Below are 16,507 nucleotides of genomic sequence, written 5' to 3' on the forward strand. Positions count from 1 at the left end.
GATGACCAATCTCTGAGAGCTGAGTGACCACCCATGAAGATCGCCGAGTTCCCCGCGTCGTCAGCGCGGGCCGGTGTGGCCGCCGCCTTGACGGAGGACAGGGCCGCCGACGACATCACCACCTTGTGGAGCGTCCCGGCCGATCTGATCGCCACCGCCGAGATCAGCACCCGCCAGCCCGGTGTCGCCGCCGGAATCCCCGTGGTCCACGAAGTTTTCGCCCAGACCGACCCGGAGGTCGAGGTCGAGACGCTGGTCGCGGACGGCGAGCGGGTACAGGCCGGGGACGTTCTGGTGCGGCTGACCGGATCGGCTCGCAGCCTGATCACCGCCGAGCGCACGGTGCTGAACTTCCTGCAGCGCCTGTGCGGCATCGCCACCGTCACCGACGGCTTCGTCCAAGCCGTGGCCGGAACCCCGGCGCGGATCCTGGACACCCGCAAGACCGCCCCGGGGCTGCGGGCGCTGGACAAGTACGCCGTCAGCGCGGGCGGCGGCAGCAACCACCGGCTCACCCTGGCGGCGATGGTCCTGCTGAAGGAGAACCACATCACCGCGGCGCGCGGGGTGACCGCGGCGATCAATGCGGCCCGGAAGGGAATGGCCGATTCCGGGACGAGCGTGCCGATCGACGTCGAGGTGCAGAGCGTCGCGCAGGCCCGCGAAGCCATGGAAGCGGGAGCTGGCTGGCTCATGCTCGACAACATGGAGGTGGCCGACATCGAAGAAGTGACGCGAATGAGGGCCGGCCGTTGCGGCGGTTCGGAGATCCTCCTGGAGGCCTCCGGCAACGTCACCCTGGACCGGGTTCGCGCCCTCGCCGATGCCGGTGTCGACCTCATCTCGATCGGCGCCCTGACGCACAGCGCGCCCGCGCTCGACCTGACGATGCTGATCACGATGGACGCGGCGCCATGCCCGAGGTGACGATCGTCGACGCGTGCCGGCGGCAGGGCCAGGGCGGCAGTCCGACCGCCGTTCTCGACGACGCGCCCTTCACCGATGCCGAGCGACGGCGCATCCCCGCTGCGACAGGCACCTCGCACGCGGTCTTCATCGCTGCGGTGGACGGCGAGGATCAGGCTCGACCTTCGTATCGGCTCCGGTTCTTCACCGGCGAAGGCGAGTTGCCCGCCTGCGGTCACGGCACAGTCGCCGCACTGGCGCTGCTCGCTCTGCGCTACAGCGGCGACACCGACTACCGGGCCGCGCTGCACACCACACGCCGCGTATTCGAGGGCTGGGCGAGGCGAGAACACGACGAACTGACGGCCACTTTCGACCCGGGCCCGATCAGCCTGCGGGACGCCGGGGAACCCGAACTCCGGGCGATCGCGACCGCCCTCGGCCTGATGAGCGAAGCCCTTCCCGACGGCGCCTGCGTGGCCTCACCCGGCCGGCCACGGCTCCTGGTACCCGTGCGATCGCGCGCCGTGCTGGCCGAACTCCGTCCGGACTTCACGGCACTGCGCCATGCCTGTGACCGCTACGGACTGCTGGGCTGCTACGCCTACTCGATGCCCGATGCGGAGGGTCGGGCGGCGGCCCGGATGTTCGCCCCGTCGATCGGCGTGCCCGAGGATGTCGCCAACGCCAACAGCACCGCATGTCTGGCCGCGTATCTCGCGGATCAGGGCGTCACCGGCATCGCGGTCGACATGGGCGATCACCTCGGCCATCCGTCCACGATCATCGCCGACGCACAACGCAGCGCGTCCGGCACCCTGATCCGCCTGGGCGGCGCCGCAGAAATCGCGCGCGCCGTCCGCCTTCCCCGGCTCACCTGATACGAAGGCGACTCGCGGCGGTCAGCAGACCAACGAGGACGGCCGCCGACGCTCGTCCAAGACCAACCCGTAAGTCAGATGTACTCATCCCGACACTGGGGGTTCCATGCCCAAGGGCTACTGGGTCAGCGTCTACCGCACCATTTCAGACCCTGAGAAGCTGGCTGCCTACAACAAGCTGGCCGGTCCGGCCGTCAAGGCCGCGGGCGGCCGGACCTTCGTCCGTGGCGGTCGGGTCGTGGCGCATGACGCCGGAATCGCCGAGCGCACCGTCCTGATCGAGTTCGACAGCTTCGAGCAGGCCGTCGCGGCGCGCGAGAGCGCGGCCTACCAGGAGGCGCTGGTCACCCTCTGCGACGGCGTCGAGCGCGACTTCCGCATCGTCGAGGGCATCGACTGACCGAGGTCCGGTCAGATCTTCGCTGAAGGACTCTGCCGGGAGGCTACGGCCGCGTGAACGCCCCCTGCTCGCAACGAGCAAAACGGGCATCACCTTACGTACCACCCTCTCACTTGCCCAGGAACGAGGCGATGCTCAGGCGCAGCCCGGCGCGGCCGAGGCCGTGCGCGATGGCGTGCTGGCGCGGGGTGCCGTAGTGGCGCAACTCCTCCTGGCCGACGCCCAGTCCGAGGATGCGGTGCGGCAGGTCCTGCAGCGCCTTGCCGATCTCCGCGACGGACGTTCCCGCCAGGTAGGGCTCGACGATGACGACGGACGGGTCGCGCTGGTCGGCCACCGCCGCGCGCAGGGCGGTGGCGTCGAAGGGGCGGACGGTCGCGGCGTACAGGACGCTCACGTCCAGGCCCTCGGTGGCCGCCAGCACGGTGTCGGCGAGCGGGCCGACGGCGATGACGGTGCCCGCCCGGCCGCGGCGCAGCACCCGCAGCCCGCCGCCGAGGGCGTCTCCTGCGCGTGCGTAGGCCTGCCGGTTGGCCTGGTTGGACAGCCGGATGTACACCAGCCCGTCCCCGGCCGCCGCCTCGCGCAGCTGCGTCTCGGCCTCGTCGGCGTGGCCGGGCACGTGGATGGTCCAGCCGGGCAGGGTGGACAGCAGGGCGACGTCGCCGGGCGCTTGGTGGCTGCGGCCGCCGCCGGCGATGTCGTAGGAGGCGCCGGCGCTGACCAGGATCGCGCCGACGCCCTGGTGGCCGAGGTCGAGTTTGATCTGCTCGAAGGGCCGCTCGATCAGGAACGGGGCGAAGCTGTGGGCGATGGGCCGCATCCCGGCCAGTGCCATGCCGCCCGCGACACCGATCAGCAGCTGCTCGCGGATGCCGAGGTTGACGACCCGGGCAGGGTGCGCGGCGCGGGCGTCGTCGAAGAGCTTGGCGCTGAGGTCGGCGGTCAGCAGGGCGAGTCGGTCGTGGGTGGTGAGCAGGTCCGTCGTGACCTCGACGAAGCGTTCACGCATGACTCCGGGCACGGGCCCTCCTCAAAAAGGATCGGGGTGTCAGTGGTTGTCGGCGATCTCGTCCACCTCGGCCACCACCAGGTGGGGCCGGCCGCCGCCCGGGGCGGTCAGCGCCGCCTCCAGGGCCGTGTGGTCGCGGCCGTCCACCCGGGCGGTGGACCAGCCCTCGACGGCGAAGCGGGTCTCCAGGCCGCCCGGCCAGCCCTGGGTGGCCGAGTGGTTGTCGATGACGACGGCCCGCAGCCGGTCCAGGCCGGCCCGGGCGGCGTAGGCGATCGCCTCGTGGTTGGAGCCCTCGTCGAGTTCCCCGTCGCCCAGCAGCACCCACACGCGCGGCTCGAGCAGGCCCCGCGCGCGCAGGGCCAGGGCGGTGCCGACGGCCAGCGGCAGCCCGTGCCCGAGGGAACCGCTGGAGATCTCCACGCCGGGGACCAGCATCCGGTCCGGGTGGTGTCCCAGCGGGGAGCGGAAGGCGCCGAACTGCTCGAACTCGGCCGGATCCAAAAAGCCCTGCGCGGCGAGGACCGCGTAGTAGGCCATCGGGCCGTGCCCCTTGGACAGGTAGAACCGGTCGCGGTCCTCGGCCATCCGCGGGCTCACCCGCAGCACGCGGTCGTAGAGCACCCACAGCACGTCGAGGGCCGAGGTCGCCGCCTTGGCGTGCTTCTCGTCGCCGGTCATGCGCGCCATCAGGGCGCGCAGGTCGTCGTAGCGGGCCGTGGTCTGCGTCTGCGTCTTCGTCTGTGTCATGGCTGGGGGCTCCAACTCCACAAGGTCCAGCTGTAGATGATGCGTCCGGCCGCTCAGGCGGATGCGGACAGCTGCCCCGCACCGGCGGCCGGCGCATCCGCGTCCGTGCCGTCAGGGCCGTCCGTGGCATCCGGGGCGTCGGGGGTGGTCGTGGCCCGCTGCGTGGCGGCCGCCAGCGGCACGATCAGCACGCCGGCCGCCAGCACCGCCGCCGCGACCGCGGCCCAGCCCCACGCCCCCCAGGACAGGGCGGCCGCCGAGACGATGCCGGGGCCGAGCACGCCCTGCGCCACCATGTGCAGCTGGAACGTGCCCAGATACTCGCCCTGGGCGTGGTCGGGTGCCAGGCCGTGGGACAGGCCCCACCCGGAGGCGGACTGCTGCAGCTCGGCCAGGGTGAACAGCAGGGTCGCCGCGATCAGGACGGCGGACGCCGTCAGCGCGTTGCCGTAGGCGGCGCAGGCGGCGACGGCGCAGGCGGCGGCCAGCCACAGGCCGGAGCGCCGGGCCAGCCGCGCGGCCCCCGCCACCGTCTCGGCGCCCTTGCTGGCGGGCACCTGGAACAGCACGACCAGAACGGTGTTGGCGATCAGCAGCAGCGGGACGAGGGCGTGCGGGGCGTCGGTGCGGGTGACGGTCCACAGCGGCAGCACGACCAGCAGCAGCGAGGCGTGCAGGGCCAGCGGCGCGGACAGCGCGGTCAGGGCCACGAAACGCACGTCGCGCAGGGCACCGAACCGGCGCACCCGACCGGAGGCCGGGCCCGGGGCCGGGGTGGCGGGGGCGCCGGGGGTACGGGGCAGGCGCAGGATGAGCAGCCCGGTGCCCAGCAGCAGCACGGCACTCAGCCAGGGCAGCACCCTCACGAGGGTGTGCCCGCCGAGCAGGGCCAGCGCCGTGATGCCGCTGCCCGCGCTGAAGCCGATGTTGAACATGGTGCGCAGCATCGCCCTCACCGGGACGCGCTCCGCCGGGGCGATCAGCGAGCCGACGAACGCGCCGAACGTCGGCCCCACCCCGTACTCGACAAAACCCACCGCGACGATCAGCGCGTAGAACGGGGCCGCGCCATGCACGGCCGGATACAGCGCGAACCCGGCCGCCTGCGCCGCGAACAGCACCACCAGCATGCGGCCCGCACCGAACCGGTCGGCGGCCGCACCGCACAGGAAGGACGCCGCGAACCCCGACAGCGCCGCGGCCGATGTGCCCAGCCCCACCTGGGTCGGCGACAGCCCGGAGACGGTGGTGAAGTAGACGACACTGCCGCTGAGGAAGACCCCCCGGCCCACCGCGTAGGCGAGATTGACGCACGACAGCAGCCGTTCACGTCCGGGCCGCGGGATCACCGCGGCGGCCACGCGCTGAAGGGAGGGCATCGCTCGTACGCTCCTAACGCATCCGCCGTGCGCCTGCGGCACAGACCCGGCTGAGACGCTATGGGCGTACGCAACAGACCGGGTCGAGACCGGCTGGAGCCCCGCTCGCGATCCGTACACGGCCGCCCGCACGGCGCCTAGGCTGCCGCAGCATGAGACACCGGACGCTGGGCAGGAGCGGTCTGCAGGTCAGCGAGATCGCCTACGGAAGCTGGATCAGCACCACCGAGGACGCGGCGGAGGCCATCGCCCGCGAGGCCCTCGACGCCGGCATCACCACCTTCGACACGGCCGACGCCTACGCCGGAACACTCGCCGAGACGGTCCTGGGCCGGGTCCTGTCCGCCACCCGCCGCGAAGCGGTGGTCATCAGCACCAAGGTGTGCGCCCCGGTCGGACCGGGCCCCAACGACCGCGGCCTGTCCCGCAAGCACATCATGGAATCGGCCGCCGCATCGCTGCGCCGGCTGCGCACCGACCACATCGACCTCTACCAGGCCCACCGCTACGACCCGCGCACCCCGCTGGAGGAGACCCTGCGGGCCTTCGACGACCTCGTGCGCCAGGGCAAGGTGTGCTACGTCGGCGTCTCCGAGTGGACCGCCGACCAGATCACCGCCGCCCTGAAGACCGCCGCGGACATGGGACTCGACCGCATCGTCGCCAACCAGCCGCAGTACAACATGGTGTGGCGGGTCATCGAGGCCGAGGTGCTGCCGCTGTGCGCCCGCGAGGGCATCGGCCAGCTCGTCTGGTCGCCCCTGGCGCAGGGCCTGCTGAGCGGCAAGTACCGCCCCGGCGCGCCGCTGCCGCCCGCCTCCCGGGCCGGCGGCCCCGCCCGCTCACAGTTCGCCACCGGCGCCCTCACCGACGACGTCCTCACCCGGATCTCCCAACTCGCGCCCATCGCGGCCGAGTTGGGCATCACGATGCCGCAGCTGGCACTCGCCTGGGTACTGAGCAACCCGCACGTGTCGTCCGCGATCGTGGGCGCCACCGCCCCGGGGCAGATCACCGGGTCGGCCGCGGCCTCCGGCATCACCCTGGACGACGCCATACTGGCCCGCATCGACACCGTCCTCGGCCCGATCGTCGAACGCGACCCGGCCAGAACCCCGGCCCACCCCACCGACTACGCCAAACAGACCGAGCACGCCGCATAGATCGAGTACGCCCGCGGACCCGCACTCGAGTACGCCCGCAGGCACATCGATCGAGTACGACCGCACAAGGAGCCCGCCCGGTGCCCGCCACACCCCCCACCGCCGCGACCACCGCCGTACGGCTGATCGAGGCCGCCGACGCCCCGGCGCTGGCGGCCCATCTCACGCGTGACGCCGAACAGTTCGCGCGCTGGCAGCCGGCCCGGCCCGAGGGCTTCCACACCGCAGAACATCAGGCCGCCCGCATCGAGCAGCTGCTGGCCACCCACCGCGCCGGCGGCGGCTGGCCGGGCGTCATCGTCGCCGGCGGCGCCGTGATCGGGCAGGTCACGGTCAGCACCGTCCTGCACGGGCCGCTGCAAAAGGGCTTCCTCAGCTACTGGCTGGCCACCACCGCCCAAGGCCACGGACACGCCGCCGCCGCGGTGGCCCAGGTGCTGGACGTGATGCGCGACGAGCTCGGCCTGCACCGCGCGGAGGCGCACACCCAGCTGGAGAACCTGGCCTCGCACGCCGTCCTGCGCCGCAACGGCTTCACCCCCTGGGGCGTCGCCCACGCCCACATCCACATCGGCGGCACCTGGCGCGACGAACTGTTCTGGGAACGCACCCTGAGCGACGCACCCCCGCAGTGACCCCGTAGCGACTGCGTGGTGGACGCGGGCGGCCGTCACCCCAACGCGCCGGGGGACGGCCGCCGTTACGGTGTCATGCGGCCGCCGCCCGGTCACCGTCACCCAGTGCGGCCCGTACCGCCTGCAGACCGTCCAGCCGCTTGCGGTCCCAGCCGTCGCGCCGCTCGTCGTCCAGCTCCGGCCCCAGCACCTCCGCCGTGCCCGCGGGCAGCTGCTGCTGCCAGCGCCGCCGCAGCAAGGACGGCCGCCGGTCGCGGAAGTGCAGGTCCTTCGCCACCCGCAGGGCGTGCTGTACCGCGCCGGCCGACAGCAGCCCCGCGGCCCGCTTCTGCGCCAGCAGCCAGCGCACGTTGACCAGCGGGACCGTCACCGGGGTGAAGTCCTCCGGGTCGTACAGCAGCGCCACGTCGCCGTCGGAGTCGATGGCCCCGCACCGGTACTGCTCGTACACCCAGCCGCTGCCGGTCATGCCCAGGGTGTGGCATTCCACGGCCCGCAGCGCGCCCATGGAGCTGGCGCCGGCGAGCGGTTGCCCGGTGGCCAGGACCGCGCGCACCTCGGTGATGCTGACGGCCAGCCGCTGCCCGAACTCCCCGTCCAGCATGAGGATTTCCTGCGCGGCGCCCGACTTGGTCAGCTCCAGCAGGTCGAGCCGGCGCACCGGCGGCCGCAGTCGCAGGCGGCGCCCGCGGCGGGCGGCGAGCTCCCGCAGGTCCGTCAGGTCGTGCTCGCGCAGGGACGGCCCGGTGAACACGACAAGCTCGGCGGCCGCGCTCTGTTCGACGGTGTTTTCGTTGGGCGTGGTGGCCGCGGTGTTTTCGGCGGCGGTGGTGGTGGTCATCGTCGCGGCCTCGCCATCCCGGCGGCGACCATCTCGCGACGCAGACGGGTGCCCAGCCGCGCGAAGTCGTGGTGGTAGACCTCCAGGCCCGGCACGATGACCTGGGTCACGGAGAAGGGGAAGTCCTCCGGGGCGAGTTCGGCGGCGAACACCAGGGACAGACCCGCCCGCTCCAGCCCGTCCAGGACGCGCTCCAGATCGCCCTGGGTGGTGCCGGTACTGGTGTTGGGCAGCTCACCGAAGTCGATCTCCGTACGCTCCGCGCTCCACGCGGTCAGCATCTCCCGCATGGCCTTGTACGAGGCGTGGCGCCGGTAGGCCTGGCTGTTGAGGTCCTCACGGGCCCCGTTGATGACGGCGAGCCGGGACTGGGCGGCCTCGGTCAGGGCGCGGGTGACGGACACGAGCGGGTCGAGGTGGGCCCCGCCGCCCCCGTTGATCAGCATGCCGTCCTCGGCGTGCGTGTCGTCGGTGGTGGCGAACATGGCCGGAACGCCGATCTCGTTGACGTAGCTGAAGACCTGGACGTTGACGCCCTTGCTGCGAAACCGCTCCACCAGCGCGGCCGGCAGCTCCGGCAGCGACTCCAGGCGGACGCGGTGGCCGCGCCGCAGGGTCTCCCCGAACGCCGTGCAGTCCTGCTCGATGGCCTCCAACAGCCCGTGCAGCAAAGCCTCCTGAGGGCTGTTGCCCACGGCCAGCCCGATGACGTTGGAGCTGGCCATCCGGCACTCGTGGGGGTAGGGGGTGAACACCGCGAGGGCCGGCACCCACACCTCGGTGTCGCTGAACAGCTCCCGCACCGGCCACCAGTGGATGGGCGCGTCCTCGGTCCAGGTGTGCCCGCGGCGCAGGATCAGCCGGCGCGGGTCGAGCACCGCCCGTCCCTGGCGGCGCAGTTGGGCGTAGGAGGCCGGCAAGGGCGCCGGATCGGTGGGCGGTTCGCACCAGGTCCGCTCGATCGCCTCCATCATGGCGGAGACCCGCGCCGCCCGCGGGGTCGCACCCTTGCCGCTGGTCACGGTGTTGAGACCGGGGGCCGCCGCCGGACGGGTGCTGTGGAAGACCGGGATGCCCAGCACGTCGAGATCGGTGACGTCGGCGATCCGGGTGATGCCGCACCGCTCCAAGGACGCCTGCGCCAGCGCCTCGGTCTCCTCCAGGGTGCGGGTGCGCAGCGAGGTGTGACAGGCCGTCGACGGATGGTCCGACGCGTCGGGGAACCAATGCCGGCGCGCGGCACTGACCGGCGACTTGAGCACGGCTGTGGTCATCGTGAAAGGGATCCCTTCGCCATGGACGGGTGGTCCAGGGCGGCATGGCACGCCTCCAGGACCCATCGGAACCAGGCCGCCGCGTTGGCGGGCCTGCGGATGCTGTGTCCCTCGTCGGGCAGGAGCATCAGCTCCACGTCGACACCCCGGCCCTCCAGCAACCGGTACATCGCACGGGACTCGCCGGCCGGGACGTGCGTGTCACCGCACCCGTGGGACAGCAGCACCCGGGTGCCGGCGCCGATCGCGTCGAGCGAGAGGCTCTCGCGGCGGTAGCCGGGCGCCTCATCCACCACCCCGTACTCCCGCAGCCAGTGCCAGTGCAGGTCACAGACGCGGGCCACGGCCGCGAAGTCGGCCCAGCCGGCATGGCTGACGGCGAGGCGAACGCCCGGCAGCAGCGTCGCCAGGGCCAGCGAGAGGTAGCCGCCGAAACTGCCGCCCATGACGGCGATGCGGTCGGCGTCGAGCAGGGGGTGGGCCAGCGCGTTGCGCACCTGGTCGGCCGCGACGGCGGCCACCTGGGAGGTCCAGCGGCCCCAGCCGCGTTCCACCGCCTGCTGGCCGTACCCGGTCGACAGCGGGGGATCGGGCATCAAAACGGCGTAGCCCTCGGCGACGAACGGCCACGGGTTCCACCGCCACGACCAGTCCGTCCAGCTCAGCAAGGGCCCGCCGTGACACCACACGAGCAGCGGAAGCTGTCCCGCCGGGTCGTCGGCGGGCAGGCACAGCCGGCTGTGCCACGTCGACCCGTCCGGCGCCCGGTACTCCAGCCGCTCCATACGCCCGGCCGGCGTCGCGGCAGCGGCCGGAGCCGCCACCAGGCCCGGCACACGCACCTTTCCCGCAGCGGACGCGCCGCCCGCATTCAGGGGGAGGGAGACCACCTCGGGCGGCAGATCGATCCGGGAGCGGACGAGCAGCGCCTCGCCGCCCGAGACGGTCACCGCCTGCACCGAGCCCCCGGCCTCGACCCGCTCGACGCGGCCGGCGCCGCCGGTGCGGATGCGCCACAGGTGCCTGCGGCCCGCCCGGTCCCCGGTGCACAGCAGCGCATCCGGGCCGCACCAGGCGCGCGGGCGCAGCCAGTCGGCATGCTCGGGGGCCAGACGCACGACGGCCGAGCCGTCGGCGGCGACCAGCACCGCTTCCTGCCGCGGACCGAGCCCGGGACGCGCGATCCGCTCCGCGGTGCACGCGAACCATCCGCCGTCCGGGCCCGCGACCGGCTCCGAAAGGTCGTCGCCGTCCGGCCACACCGCCCGCGCGCCCGCCGGATCCGTGGGGGAGAAGAGCAGCAGCCCGTGCCGACGGTGCCCGCCGGGCAGAAAACGCGCCACCCCGGCGGCACACCGCAGCCCGTCCGGCGTCAGCGCCAGCTCACCGGTCAGCCGCACATCCTCCCCGAGCGGCAGCGCAAGCAACTCACCCGCGGCAGAAGGCAGTTGGCTGCCGGGCAGCGGGAGGTGCAGCAGCCGCAGCGTCTCGCCGGGCACGTGGTACGACGAGCGCGGCCACAGATCACCACGAACCCAAGTGACCGTGGCCCGGTCCGGCGCATCGGCCTCCCGCCGCAGCTGGTCCTCGGCCAGGGACGTGGCCCCGTCCCGGATCCAGACGGCGGCGACGGCGACGTCGCCGTACCGGGAGGCGGCGTAGGAGACGACACCACGCGGCGCGCTCAGCACGAGCCGCGGCTCACGCGGCGCCTGCGGCCGATGCCACCACAGCGACCGGCCACCATGCCCACGCGCCGCCGCCCGACCGGCACGCCGGTCGGACAGAAACAGATAACCGCCGTCACCGGTAAGGGTCACCGAGGACGCCGCGGCATGCGCATGCTCCAGAACCAGCTCACCACCGGGCCCGGGAACGTAGCCGAGCACGAACGGCACGAGATCCGCACGGCCGGCCCGCCGCAGCTCCGCCTCCACCAGCAGGGCGGAGCCGAGACGGTGGGCGGCCTGCACGCGCGGCTGCGCCAGCAGCACCTCCAGGACGGCCGCGCCCGGCCCCCCGCTCCGCGCCACCCCCGCCATCGTCGTCAGGCCTGTCCGGCCCGCTGATGCATCCCGACCGCCGTCGCCACCAGGCCGTCGACGTCCTGCCCGGCGAGATAGGAGGTCAGCTCGCGACGCAGCCAACTCACCTTCTCCTCCAGGGACATGTAGTGATGGCGGCCCGCGATCGCCTCGGCCGGCGCACTCCTCAAGAACCCGGCCAGCGCCACCTCGGCCAGGTCACGGGGACCGGGCTGCCGCACGCTCAGGGCGAGATACAGGGCGCCGTCCTCGTGCGCGGCCACGCCGTGCCGGTGCCCCGGCGGGAGGTACAGGACGTCGCCCGGCGCCAACTGCGTACGGTGCTCCTGGTCCCCCAGACTCCACCGGGTTGCACCCTCGACCTGCAGCACGAACAGATGGGACGCCTCGGCCCGCACCCGTGCCCCGCCCTTGGAGCTGTCGCTGTCCGAGGCCGGCGGGGTGAGGAACACCGACGAGCGCACGTCGGCCCGCAACTCCTCACGCAGCGCGCCGACAAGCCCCTTGATATCTGCATGCCAGTGATCGGGCTGCCGCAGACCGACCGTGTACCCGGCCGCGAACCACCTGCGCACACCCGCGGCGTCGGCGTAACGGGCCCGCGGCTTCTGCTGCACCCTGCGGGTCACGGTGATGTCCGCGGCCGGCGCGCCCACCCCGTCACGGGCGACGCCGAAGTACGGGGCGACCAGCAGGCCGTAGTCGAAGGCGTCCCAGATCTCCTGCGCGGACAGCAGCGCGGGCACGGAGACGCCCCGGAACACGGCGGCGCGCACCCCCCAGACACCGGCGCTGAAGGCGTCGACGTCGCCGACGAGTTCACCCAGCCGCCCGGCACCGTTCGCGGTGGTCATGGCGTCACACCGTCCTGTCCCGCATCGCGGCCACGGCCCCCTCGACAAGGAGGTCCGCATCCACACAACTGACGTGATCGAGAAGCGACTTGGTCACCGCATCGGCCAGCTCCTCCGGCGTCGCGCGCGGATCGTTCTCCCCGATGCGCCCGCACGCGTCGGCGAACAGCGTCATCAGGGACTGGGCCAGGTCGCGGGGGGTGGGTTCGGTGATGGTGAACGTCACGTGCAGCGAGGTGCCTTCGCGGGCGGTGGCGACGTGCGGCATGCCGTGCGGCAGGTACAGGACGTCACCGGGCTCCATCACGAAGGAGTGCGCGTGGCTGTCCACGTCCACGTTCAGGCCGGAGCGGGAGTCGATCTCCCGGGGCTCGTCGTAGATCCGCCACTCCTTGGCGCCGGCGATCTGCACCGCGAGCACGTGCGAGCCGTCCCGGTGGGGGAGCATGCCGGTGTTGTCGCGCGGCGTGTAGAACACGTACGTCTTGAGCTCGGCCGGCAAACGCGCCTCGATCCGGCGCATCAGCGTGCCCAACGGGCGGTGCCAGTCCTCGAGCTGATTCATCTTCATCGTCGCGCCGGCCGCCAGCAGCGCGCGTACCTTCGCCGCGTCGGCGAACCCGGCCACCGGACTCCCGGCCACCGTCCGCGTCGTCGTGAACGCGGTGATCTCCGGCTGCTGCCCCTCCTTGAGGAGCGTGAAATAGGGCCATCGCAGCAGCCCCGTGTCGAGCATGTCCTGAATATCGGACTCGCGGATCAACCCGTCCACCGGACACGCCCGCTTGAACAATCCGTGCTTCTTGTTCCAGTACGCGCCCAGCAAATCCTCGTCATCGATCAGACGAATGAGCGGATGTTCAGTACCCACGGAAGATCCTTAAAAGACGCCCGATTACGACGAACGATTCCGGACAGCCCCGGGAGCGCCGCCATTGCCGCCCCCGGGATCTGTGCGGAGCAGACCGGTCAGGCTTCGTTGATCTCGGAGATCAGCATGGGACGCGCCTGGTTGGAGAGCTCCTCGACCTCGGCGTCAGCAGCCTCGAGGAGGCTCTCGTCGTCGGTGGCCTGAAGCTTGTCGTCGAGAGACATTCCAATACCTCTTTCGGAATTGTTTCGATGATTCCTGTCGCTGACAGGCGCCGGTCACACTATTTTTCCGGCCTACGCCAGTCAATACGCTCCCCGGGCCGCTCCAAGACGGCTCGAGCGAGACACCAGAATTTTCGTACCCGATTTCCGGGACTGAATCAGGGCATGCCGAATACATGCCACGACCTGTATTTCGGGCCCCTGTTCACCGGGGGAGGAGTACGGGAGGAAAGCAGCGAACCGCACTCGGGGGAATCAGCCGGCTCAGCCGACGACACGCCCTCCGGGCGCCGCTTCGAACCCGTGGCCCTCGAACCCGTGGCCCTCCAACCCGTAGTCCTCGAACTCGTAGTCGTCGAACCCGTGGTCCGTGAACCCGTAGTCCTCGAACGGTGCGTTCCACGGTGCATGGGCCATGGGTCGGCTTCCTTCCGGCAGGCTGCGTCCAGCAGGGCAGAACTGTTCCGGCACACCGTGACACCGCCTGCTCGAGGACGCGTGGACGACCGGTCAAGCACATGTCGCGGACGCCTGGGTTTCCTCGGGCCTGAGGGGCGGGGCGACGCCCTGTGGTGATCGGCAAGGGCGAGGTGTGGGACGTCGACACGGGTAAGGGGGCGCGTGTCGTTCGCGTGGTCAGTCCCGACTGTCGCGGATCGACGGGGTGATCGTCGGCGGCGGGAGCGGCCCGGCTCACCGGGCGCTGGACTGGCCTGGGTCCGCGACATCCGAGACCGGTGTGTCGATCTTCGGGTGGCTCTGTCCGTCAAGCAGGTCGGTGGGCTGACCCCGAAGGTCGGCGGACGCCTGCTTGATGGCCGGACCTGGATGAGTCCCGCCGCGGCTCGGCTGTGGTGGGTGTGTGATCCAGATACGCGTGATAGGCCCCTGGGGGCGGGACCCCGGTCGGGAAAGCAACGCCGCGGAGGCGCCGGGCGGACGGCGGCGCGGTGGTCGCCGCGCCGCCCCGAGCGCAGACGTCGCCGCCTACGCGGCGGGTGTGAGTTCGGCGCGGCCGAACAGCAGGGCGTAGCCGGTGGGGAGCTGGTGGAGAATGCGGGTGATCAGCTCGGGGCCCGCGTGGGCGGCGACGGCGGAGAAGACGGAGCCGGTGTCCCAGCGGGTGGTGGCCAGGGAGGCGCCGGTGCGGGCGGCGAGGTCCTTGACGAAGGCCCAGCCGGTCAGTTGCTGGGTGTCGGGGATCTGCGCGGTCAGCACGCGTGCGGCTTCCAGGGGCAGGCGGGCGGCCAGGTCGACGCGTTCGTCGCCGGTCAGCTGGCGTCCCAGTCCGGCGAGGACCAGGCGGACGGCTTCCTCGGCCTTTTCCCGGGTGGGGTAGGCGCCCTCGTAGCGGACCTTCTCCAGCATCTGCTCGTATGCCGTCCCGTACGGCTGCTGGTGCGGTGCGCGCCGGTCGGAGATCACGGGGGTGGTTGCCTTTCTTGCTGTGGCCGGTGTTCGGGCACCGGGTGCGGGATGGTCAGGTGGGCTGGGGCGGCCGAAGAACAGGTCGTAGCCGGGCGGGGGGCTGGAGCAGGATGGGCCCAGCAGGCCCTCGCCGGCGGCGTCGGTGACGGTGGACAGGACGGGCGCCGACGTCCCAGGCCGCGGTCTGCTCGGTGGCGCCTTCGATCGACGTGGCGGTTGCGCGCACGAACCGCTCCGGGAGGGCGGTTCGTGCGCTCTGCAGCGGGCCGAGCAGGATCAGGGCGCGCTTCTCCGGCAGGCGCGCCGCGAGTTGGGTGCGGACGTCGCCGACCAGGTGCGCCGAGCAGGGCGAGCACCACGCAGGCCGCGCGCTCGGCTTCCTTTCAAGTGCCGTACGCGCCGCGTTCCTTCACGCGGGTGAGGAGCGCTTCGCGTCGCGAAGTCGTCTCGGCTGCCCCGTTTTTGCGGACTGCCCACGGGGGGGCGGAGGGCGGGGTGCGGGGGAGACCAGTGCCCGCCCTCCGTGCCGTCGGCTGGTGTCAGCCGGAGATCTCCTGGCGGCCGGATCCGACGCCGATGGAGATCTTGCGGGGCTTGGCGCGTTCGGCGATCGGGATGCGCAGGGTGAGCACGCCCGCGTCGTAGTCGGCCTGGATGTGCTCGGTGTCGAGGGTGTCGGCGAGCACGAGCTGGCGGGAGAAGACACCCAGCGGCCGCTCGGACAGCTCCATCTGCACGTCGTCGGCCTTCGTCACCGGCCGCCGCTCGGCCTTGACGGTGAGCATGTTGCGTTCGACGTCGATGTCGATCGCGTCCGCGGTGACGCCGGGAAGGTCGAAGGCCACCACGTACTCGTCACCCTCGCGGTAGGCGTCCATCGGCATCGCCGACGGCCTCGACCAGGTGCCCGGACCCATCAGCTGCTGCGCCAGCCGGTCCAGCTCACGGAAGGGGTCAGTGCGCATCAACATCGTGAAAACACCTCCAGCAGGTTCAGGCAGTTGCTGCCAATGCGCCTCACTGGCACCGTTGTAACATGTCATCCAATGGATGACAACAGCGTTGTCGTCCATGCGATGACAACAGAGGGAGGTGTCCATGACCCCGGCCGACCAGCCCCCCACGACCAGCACGAACGCCCACAGTCCGGCGTCGTTCCTCGCCGCCGCGGCGGCCCTTAACGCCATAGACGACGCCCTACGCGACGCCCAGCACGACTCCCCGGACACCCCCGGCGCCCCCGGCCCCGGGCCGGAGCAGGCGCTGGCCTCCCTGCTGCTGCTGCGGCAGGTGCGCGAGCAGCTCGCCGGATGGGAGACCGGCCTGATCGAAACGGCCCGCGACGCGGGCGCCAGCTGGGCCGACCTTGCCCGTCCGCTCGGCGTCGCCAGCCGCCAGGCCGCCGAACGCCGCTACCTGCGCGGCCGTCCCGGCCCCGCCGGAACCACCGGCGAACAACGCGTCCAGGCCACCCGCGAACGCCGCGCCGCGAGGCGCACCTCCGCCACCTGGGCCCGACGCAACGCAGCCGACCTGCGCCGCATCGCCGGCCAGATCACCGCCCTCACCGACCTGCCCGCCGCGGCCCGCCTCCCGCTCCGCCAGCTCCACGCGGCCCTCGCCCACGACGACCCCGCCGAACTCATCCGCCCTCTCAACGCCACCCGCCCCCACCTGACCACCACCCACCCCGCCCTCGCAGCACAACTCGACACCCTCATGCACCCCTGAACCCGCCCGTTATGCACCCCTGAACCCGCCCATTCCTCTGTTCCGTTCCTGCTCGGGCGTCGGGGGCCAAGCGGTTTTTGGAGCGGGAGCCTCTAAAGGCCGTCGGGAAGGCT

18 protein-coding genes and 1 pseudogene are annotated in these 16,507 nt (G+C 72.1%); 6 read left to right on the forward strand and 13 right to left on the reverse strand.

Features of this window, described 5'->3' with window-relative positions; genetic code table 11:
* Nucleotides 1-33: 33 nt before the first annotated feature.
* From nadC to ACFU97_RS34660, 3 genes are all read left to right on the forward strand, one after another.
* Nucleotides 34-927, forward strand: a complete 894-nt coding sequence (gene nadC, locus ACFU97_RS34650) for a carboxylating nicotinate-nucleotide diphosphorylase (protein WP_384264546.1) — start codon at nucleotides 34-36, stop codon at nucleotides 925-927.
* The gene (locus ACFU97_RS34655; RefSeq protein WP_384264547.1) at nucleotides 915-1,787 is read left to right on the forward strand and encodes a PhzF family phenazine biosynthesis protein; all 873 of its coding nucleotides are present in this window, start codon (nucleotides 915-917) and stop codon (nucleotides 1,785-1,787) included. Before nadC ends, ACFU97_RS34655 begins: the two co-directional genes overlap by 13 nt.
* Before the next feature lie 106 nt (nucleotides 1,788-1,893).
* Nucleotides 1,894-2,187, forward strand: coding sequence for a DUF1330 domain-containing protein (locus tag ACFU97_RS34660; RefSeq protein ID WP_384264548.1), 294 nt, complete (start codon nucleotides 1,894-1,896; stop codon nucleotides 2,185-2,187).
* Nucleotides 2,188-2,296: 109 nt separating this feature from the next.
* Here the strand turns inward: ACFU97_RS34660 and ACFU97_RS34665 are convergent, their stop codons facing one another.
* The 3 genes from ACFU97_RS34665 to ACFU97_RS34675 are packed head-to-tail and all read right to left on the reverse strand — an operon-like array spanning nucleotide 2,297 to nucleotide 5,328.
* On the reverse strand, nucleotides 2,297-3,199 hold the full coding sequence (locus ACFU97_RS34665; protein ID WP_384264654.1) for a transketolase family protein: 903 nt from the start codon (nucleotides 3,197-3,199) through the stop codon (nucleotides 2,297-2,299).
* Between the two features lie 39 nt (nucleotides 3,200-3,238).
* Nucleotides 3,239-3,949 carry a thiamine pyrophosphate-dependent enzyme gene (locus tag ACFU97_RS34670; protein ID WP_384264549.1) on the reverse strand — a complete coding sequence of 237 codons (711 nt, stop codon included), beginning with the start codon at nucleotides 3,947-3,949 and terminating at the stop codon, nucleotides 3,239-3,241.
* Nucleotides 3,950-4,002: 53 nt separating this feature from the next.
* On the reverse strand, nucleotides 4,003-5,328 hold the full coding sequence (locus ACFU97_RS34675; protein WP_384264550.1) for an MFS transporter: 1,326 nt from the start codon (nucleotides 5,326-5,328) through the stop codon (nucleotides 4,003-4,005).
* Nucleotides 5,329-5,480: 152 nt separating this feature from the next.
* Here ACFU97_RS34675 and ACFU97_RS34680 point away from each other — a divergent pair, with 152 nt between their 5' ends.
* Together ACFU97_RS34680 and ACFU97_RS34685 are read left to right on the forward strand one after the other, a co-directional pair.
* Complete coding sequence (locus tag ACFU97_RS34680) at nucleotides 5,481-6,491, forward strand: aldo/keto reductase family protein (protein ID WP_384264551.1); 1,011 nt, start codon at nucleotides 5,481-5,483, stop codon at nucleotides 6,489-6,491.
* Between the two features lie 80 nt (nucleotides 6,492-6,571).
* Nucleotides 6,572-7,126, forward strand: coding sequence for a GNAT family N-acetyltransferase (locus ACFU97_RS34685; protein WP_384264552.1), 555 nt, complete (start codon nucleotides 6,572-6,574; stop codon nucleotides 7,124-7,126).
* A 73-nt stretch (nucleotides 7,127-7,199) separates the two neighbouring features.
* Here the strand turns inward: ACFU97_RS34685 and ACFU97_RS34690 are convergent, their stop codons facing one another.
* The 10 genes and pseudogenes from ACFU97_RS34690 to ACFU97_RS34735 all read right to left on the reverse strand — a co-directional run bounded on the left by ACFU97_RS34690 (nucleotide 7,200) and on the right by ACFU97_RS34735 (nucleotide 15,634).
* The gene (locus ACFU97_RS34690; RefSeq protein ID WP_384264553.1) at nucleotides 7,200-7,967 is read right to left on the reverse strand and encodes a TfuA-like protein; all 768 of its coding nucleotides are present in this window, start codon (nucleotides 7,965-7,967) and stop codon (nucleotides 7,200-7,202) included.
* Nucleotides 7,964-9,241: a YcaO-like family protein gene (locus ACFU97_RS34695; RefSeq protein ID WP_384264555.1), complete on the reverse strand. Its 1,278-nt coding sequence runs from the start codon at nucleotides 9,239-9,241 to the stop codon at nucleotides 7,964-7,966. Before ACFU97_RS34695 ends, ACFU97_RS34690 begins: the two co-directional genes overlap by 4 nt.
* Nucleotides 9,238-11,274 carry an alpha/beta hydrolase family protein gene (locus tag ACFU97_RS34700; protein ID WP_384264556.1) on the reverse strand — a complete coding sequence of 679 codons (2,037 nt, stop codon included), beginning with the start codon at nucleotides 11,272-11,274 and terminating at the stop codon, nucleotides 9,238-9,240. Before ACFU97_RS34700 ends, ACFU97_RS34695 begins: the two co-directional genes overlap by 4 nt.
* Before the next feature lie 14 nt (nucleotides 11,275-11,288).
* Nucleotides 11,289-12,140: a JmjC domain-containing protein gene (locus ACFU97_RS34705; protein WP_384264558.1), complete on the reverse strand. Its 852-nt coding sequence runs from the start codon at nucleotides 12,138-12,140 to the stop codon at nucleotides 11,289-11,291.
* A 4-nt stretch (nucleotides 12,141-12,144) separates the two neighbouring features.
* Complete coding sequence (locus ACFU97_RS34710) at nucleotides 12,145-13,011, reverse strand: JmjC domain-containing protein (RefSeq protein WP_384264559.1); 867 nt, start codon at nucleotides 13,009-13,011, stop codon at nucleotides 12,145-12,147.
* A gap of 98 nt (nucleotides 13,012-13,109) precedes the next feature.
* Nucleotides 13,110-13,235, reverse strand: coding sequence for a hypothetical protein (locus tag ACFU97_RS34715; protein ID WP_260327424.1), 126 nt, complete (start codon nucleotides 13,233-13,235; stop codon nucleotides 13,110-13,112).
* A gap of 264 nt (nucleotides 13,236-13,499) precedes the next feature.
* A complete protein-coding gene (locus tag ACFU97_RS34720; RefSeq protein ID WP_384264561.1) occupies nucleotides 13,500-13,652 on the reverse strand; it encodes a hypothetical protein in 153 nt (50 codons plus the stop codon).
* A 570-nt stretch (nucleotides 13,653-14,222) separates the two neighbouring features.
* Nucleotides 14,223-14,660, reverse strand: a complete 438-nt coding sequence (locus tag ACFU97_RS34725) for a DUF2267 domain-containing protein (RefSeq protein WP_384264656.1) — start codon at nucleotides 14,658-14,660, stop codon at nucleotides 14,223-14,225.
* Nucleotides 14,661-14,720: 60 nt separating this feature from the next.
* Nucleotides 14,721-15,076 (reverse strand): annotated as a pseudogene (locus ACFU97_RS34730) (DUF2267 domain-containing protein); the annotation flags it as partial.
* A gap of 126 nt (nucleotides 15,077-15,202) precedes the next feature.
* Nucleotides 15,203-15,634, reverse strand: coding sequence for an Hsp20/alpha crystallin family protein (locus ACFU97_RS34735; protein WP_384264563.1), 432 nt, complete (start codon nucleotides 15,632-15,634; stop codon nucleotides 15,203-15,205).
* A 127-nt stretch (nucleotides 15,635-15,761) separates the two neighbouring features.
* On the opposite strand from ACFU97_RS34735, the gene ACFU97_RS34740 reads away from it, so the two are divergent.
* A complete protein-coding gene (locus ACFU97_RS34740) occupies nucleotides 15,762-16,394 on the forward strand; it encodes a type III effector protein (RefSeq protein ID WP_384264565.1) in 633 nt (210 codons plus the stop codon).
* The last annotated feature ends 113 nt before the right edge of the window (nucleotides 16,395-16,507 follow it).

It is taken from the genome of Streptomyces sp. NPDC057616 (assembly GCF_042800575.1).
In the GTDB taxonomy this organism is placed as follows: domain Bacteria; phylum Actinomycetota; class Actinomycetes; order Streptomycetales; family Streptomycetaceae; genus Streptomyces.

Coding starts and splice junctions, on each gene's coding strand:
- nadC (WP_384264546.1), top strand. CDS start 34: ATGAAGATCGCCGAGTTCCCCGCGTCGTCAGCGCGGGCCGGTGTGGCC.
- ACFU97_RS34655 (WP_384264547.1), top strand. CDS start 915: ATGCCCGAGGTGACGATCGTCGACGCGTGCCGGCGGCAGGGCCAGGGC.
- ACFU97_RS34660 (WP_384264548.1), top strand. CDS start 1,894: ATGCCCAAGGGCTACTGGGTCAGCGTCTACCGCACCATTTCAGACCCT.
- ACFU97_RS34665 (WP_384264654.1), bottom strand. CDS start 3,199: ATGCGTGAACGCTTCGTCGAGGTCACGACGGACCTGCTCACCACCCAC.
- ACFU97_RS34670 (WP_384264549.1), bottom strand. CDS start 3,949: ATGACACAGACGAAGACGCAGACGCAGACCACGGCCCGCTACGACGAC.
- ACFU97_RS34675 (WP_384264550.1), bottom strand. CDS start 5,328: ATGCCCTCCCTTCAGCGCGTGGCCGCCGCGGTGATCCCGCGGCCCGGA.
- ACFU97_RS34680 (WP_384264551.1), top strand. CDS start 5,481: ATGAGACACCGGACGCTGGGCAGGAGCGGTCTGCAGGTCAGCGAGATC.
- ACFU97_RS34690 (WP_384264553.1), bottom strand. CDS start 7,967: ATGACCACCACCACCGCCGCCGAAAACACCGCGGCCACCACGCCCAAC.
- ACFU97_RS34695 (WP_384264555.1), bottom strand. CDS start 9,241: ATGACCACAGCCGTGCTCAAGTCGCCGGTCAGTGCCGCGCGCCGGCAT.
- ACFU97_RS34705 (WP_384264558.1), bottom strand. CDS start 12,140: ATGACCACCGCGAACGGTGCCGGGCGGCTGGGTGAACTCGTCGGCGAC.
- ACFU97_RS34715 (WP_260327424.1), bottom strand. CDS start 13,235: ATGTCTCTCGACGACAAGCTTCAGGCCACCGACGACGAGAGCCTCCTC.
- ACFU97_RS34720 (WP_384264561.1), bottom strand. CDS start 13,652: ATGGCCCATGCACCGTGGAACGCACCGTTCGAGGACTACGGGTTCACG.
- ACFU97_RS34735 (WP_384264563.1), bottom strand. CDS start 15,634: ATGTTGATGCGCACTGACCCCTTCCGTGAGCTGGACCGGCTGGCGCAG.
- ACFU97_RS34740 (WP_384264565.1), top strand. CDS start 15,762: ATGACCCCGGCCGACCAGCCCCCCACGACCAGCACGAACGCCCACAGT.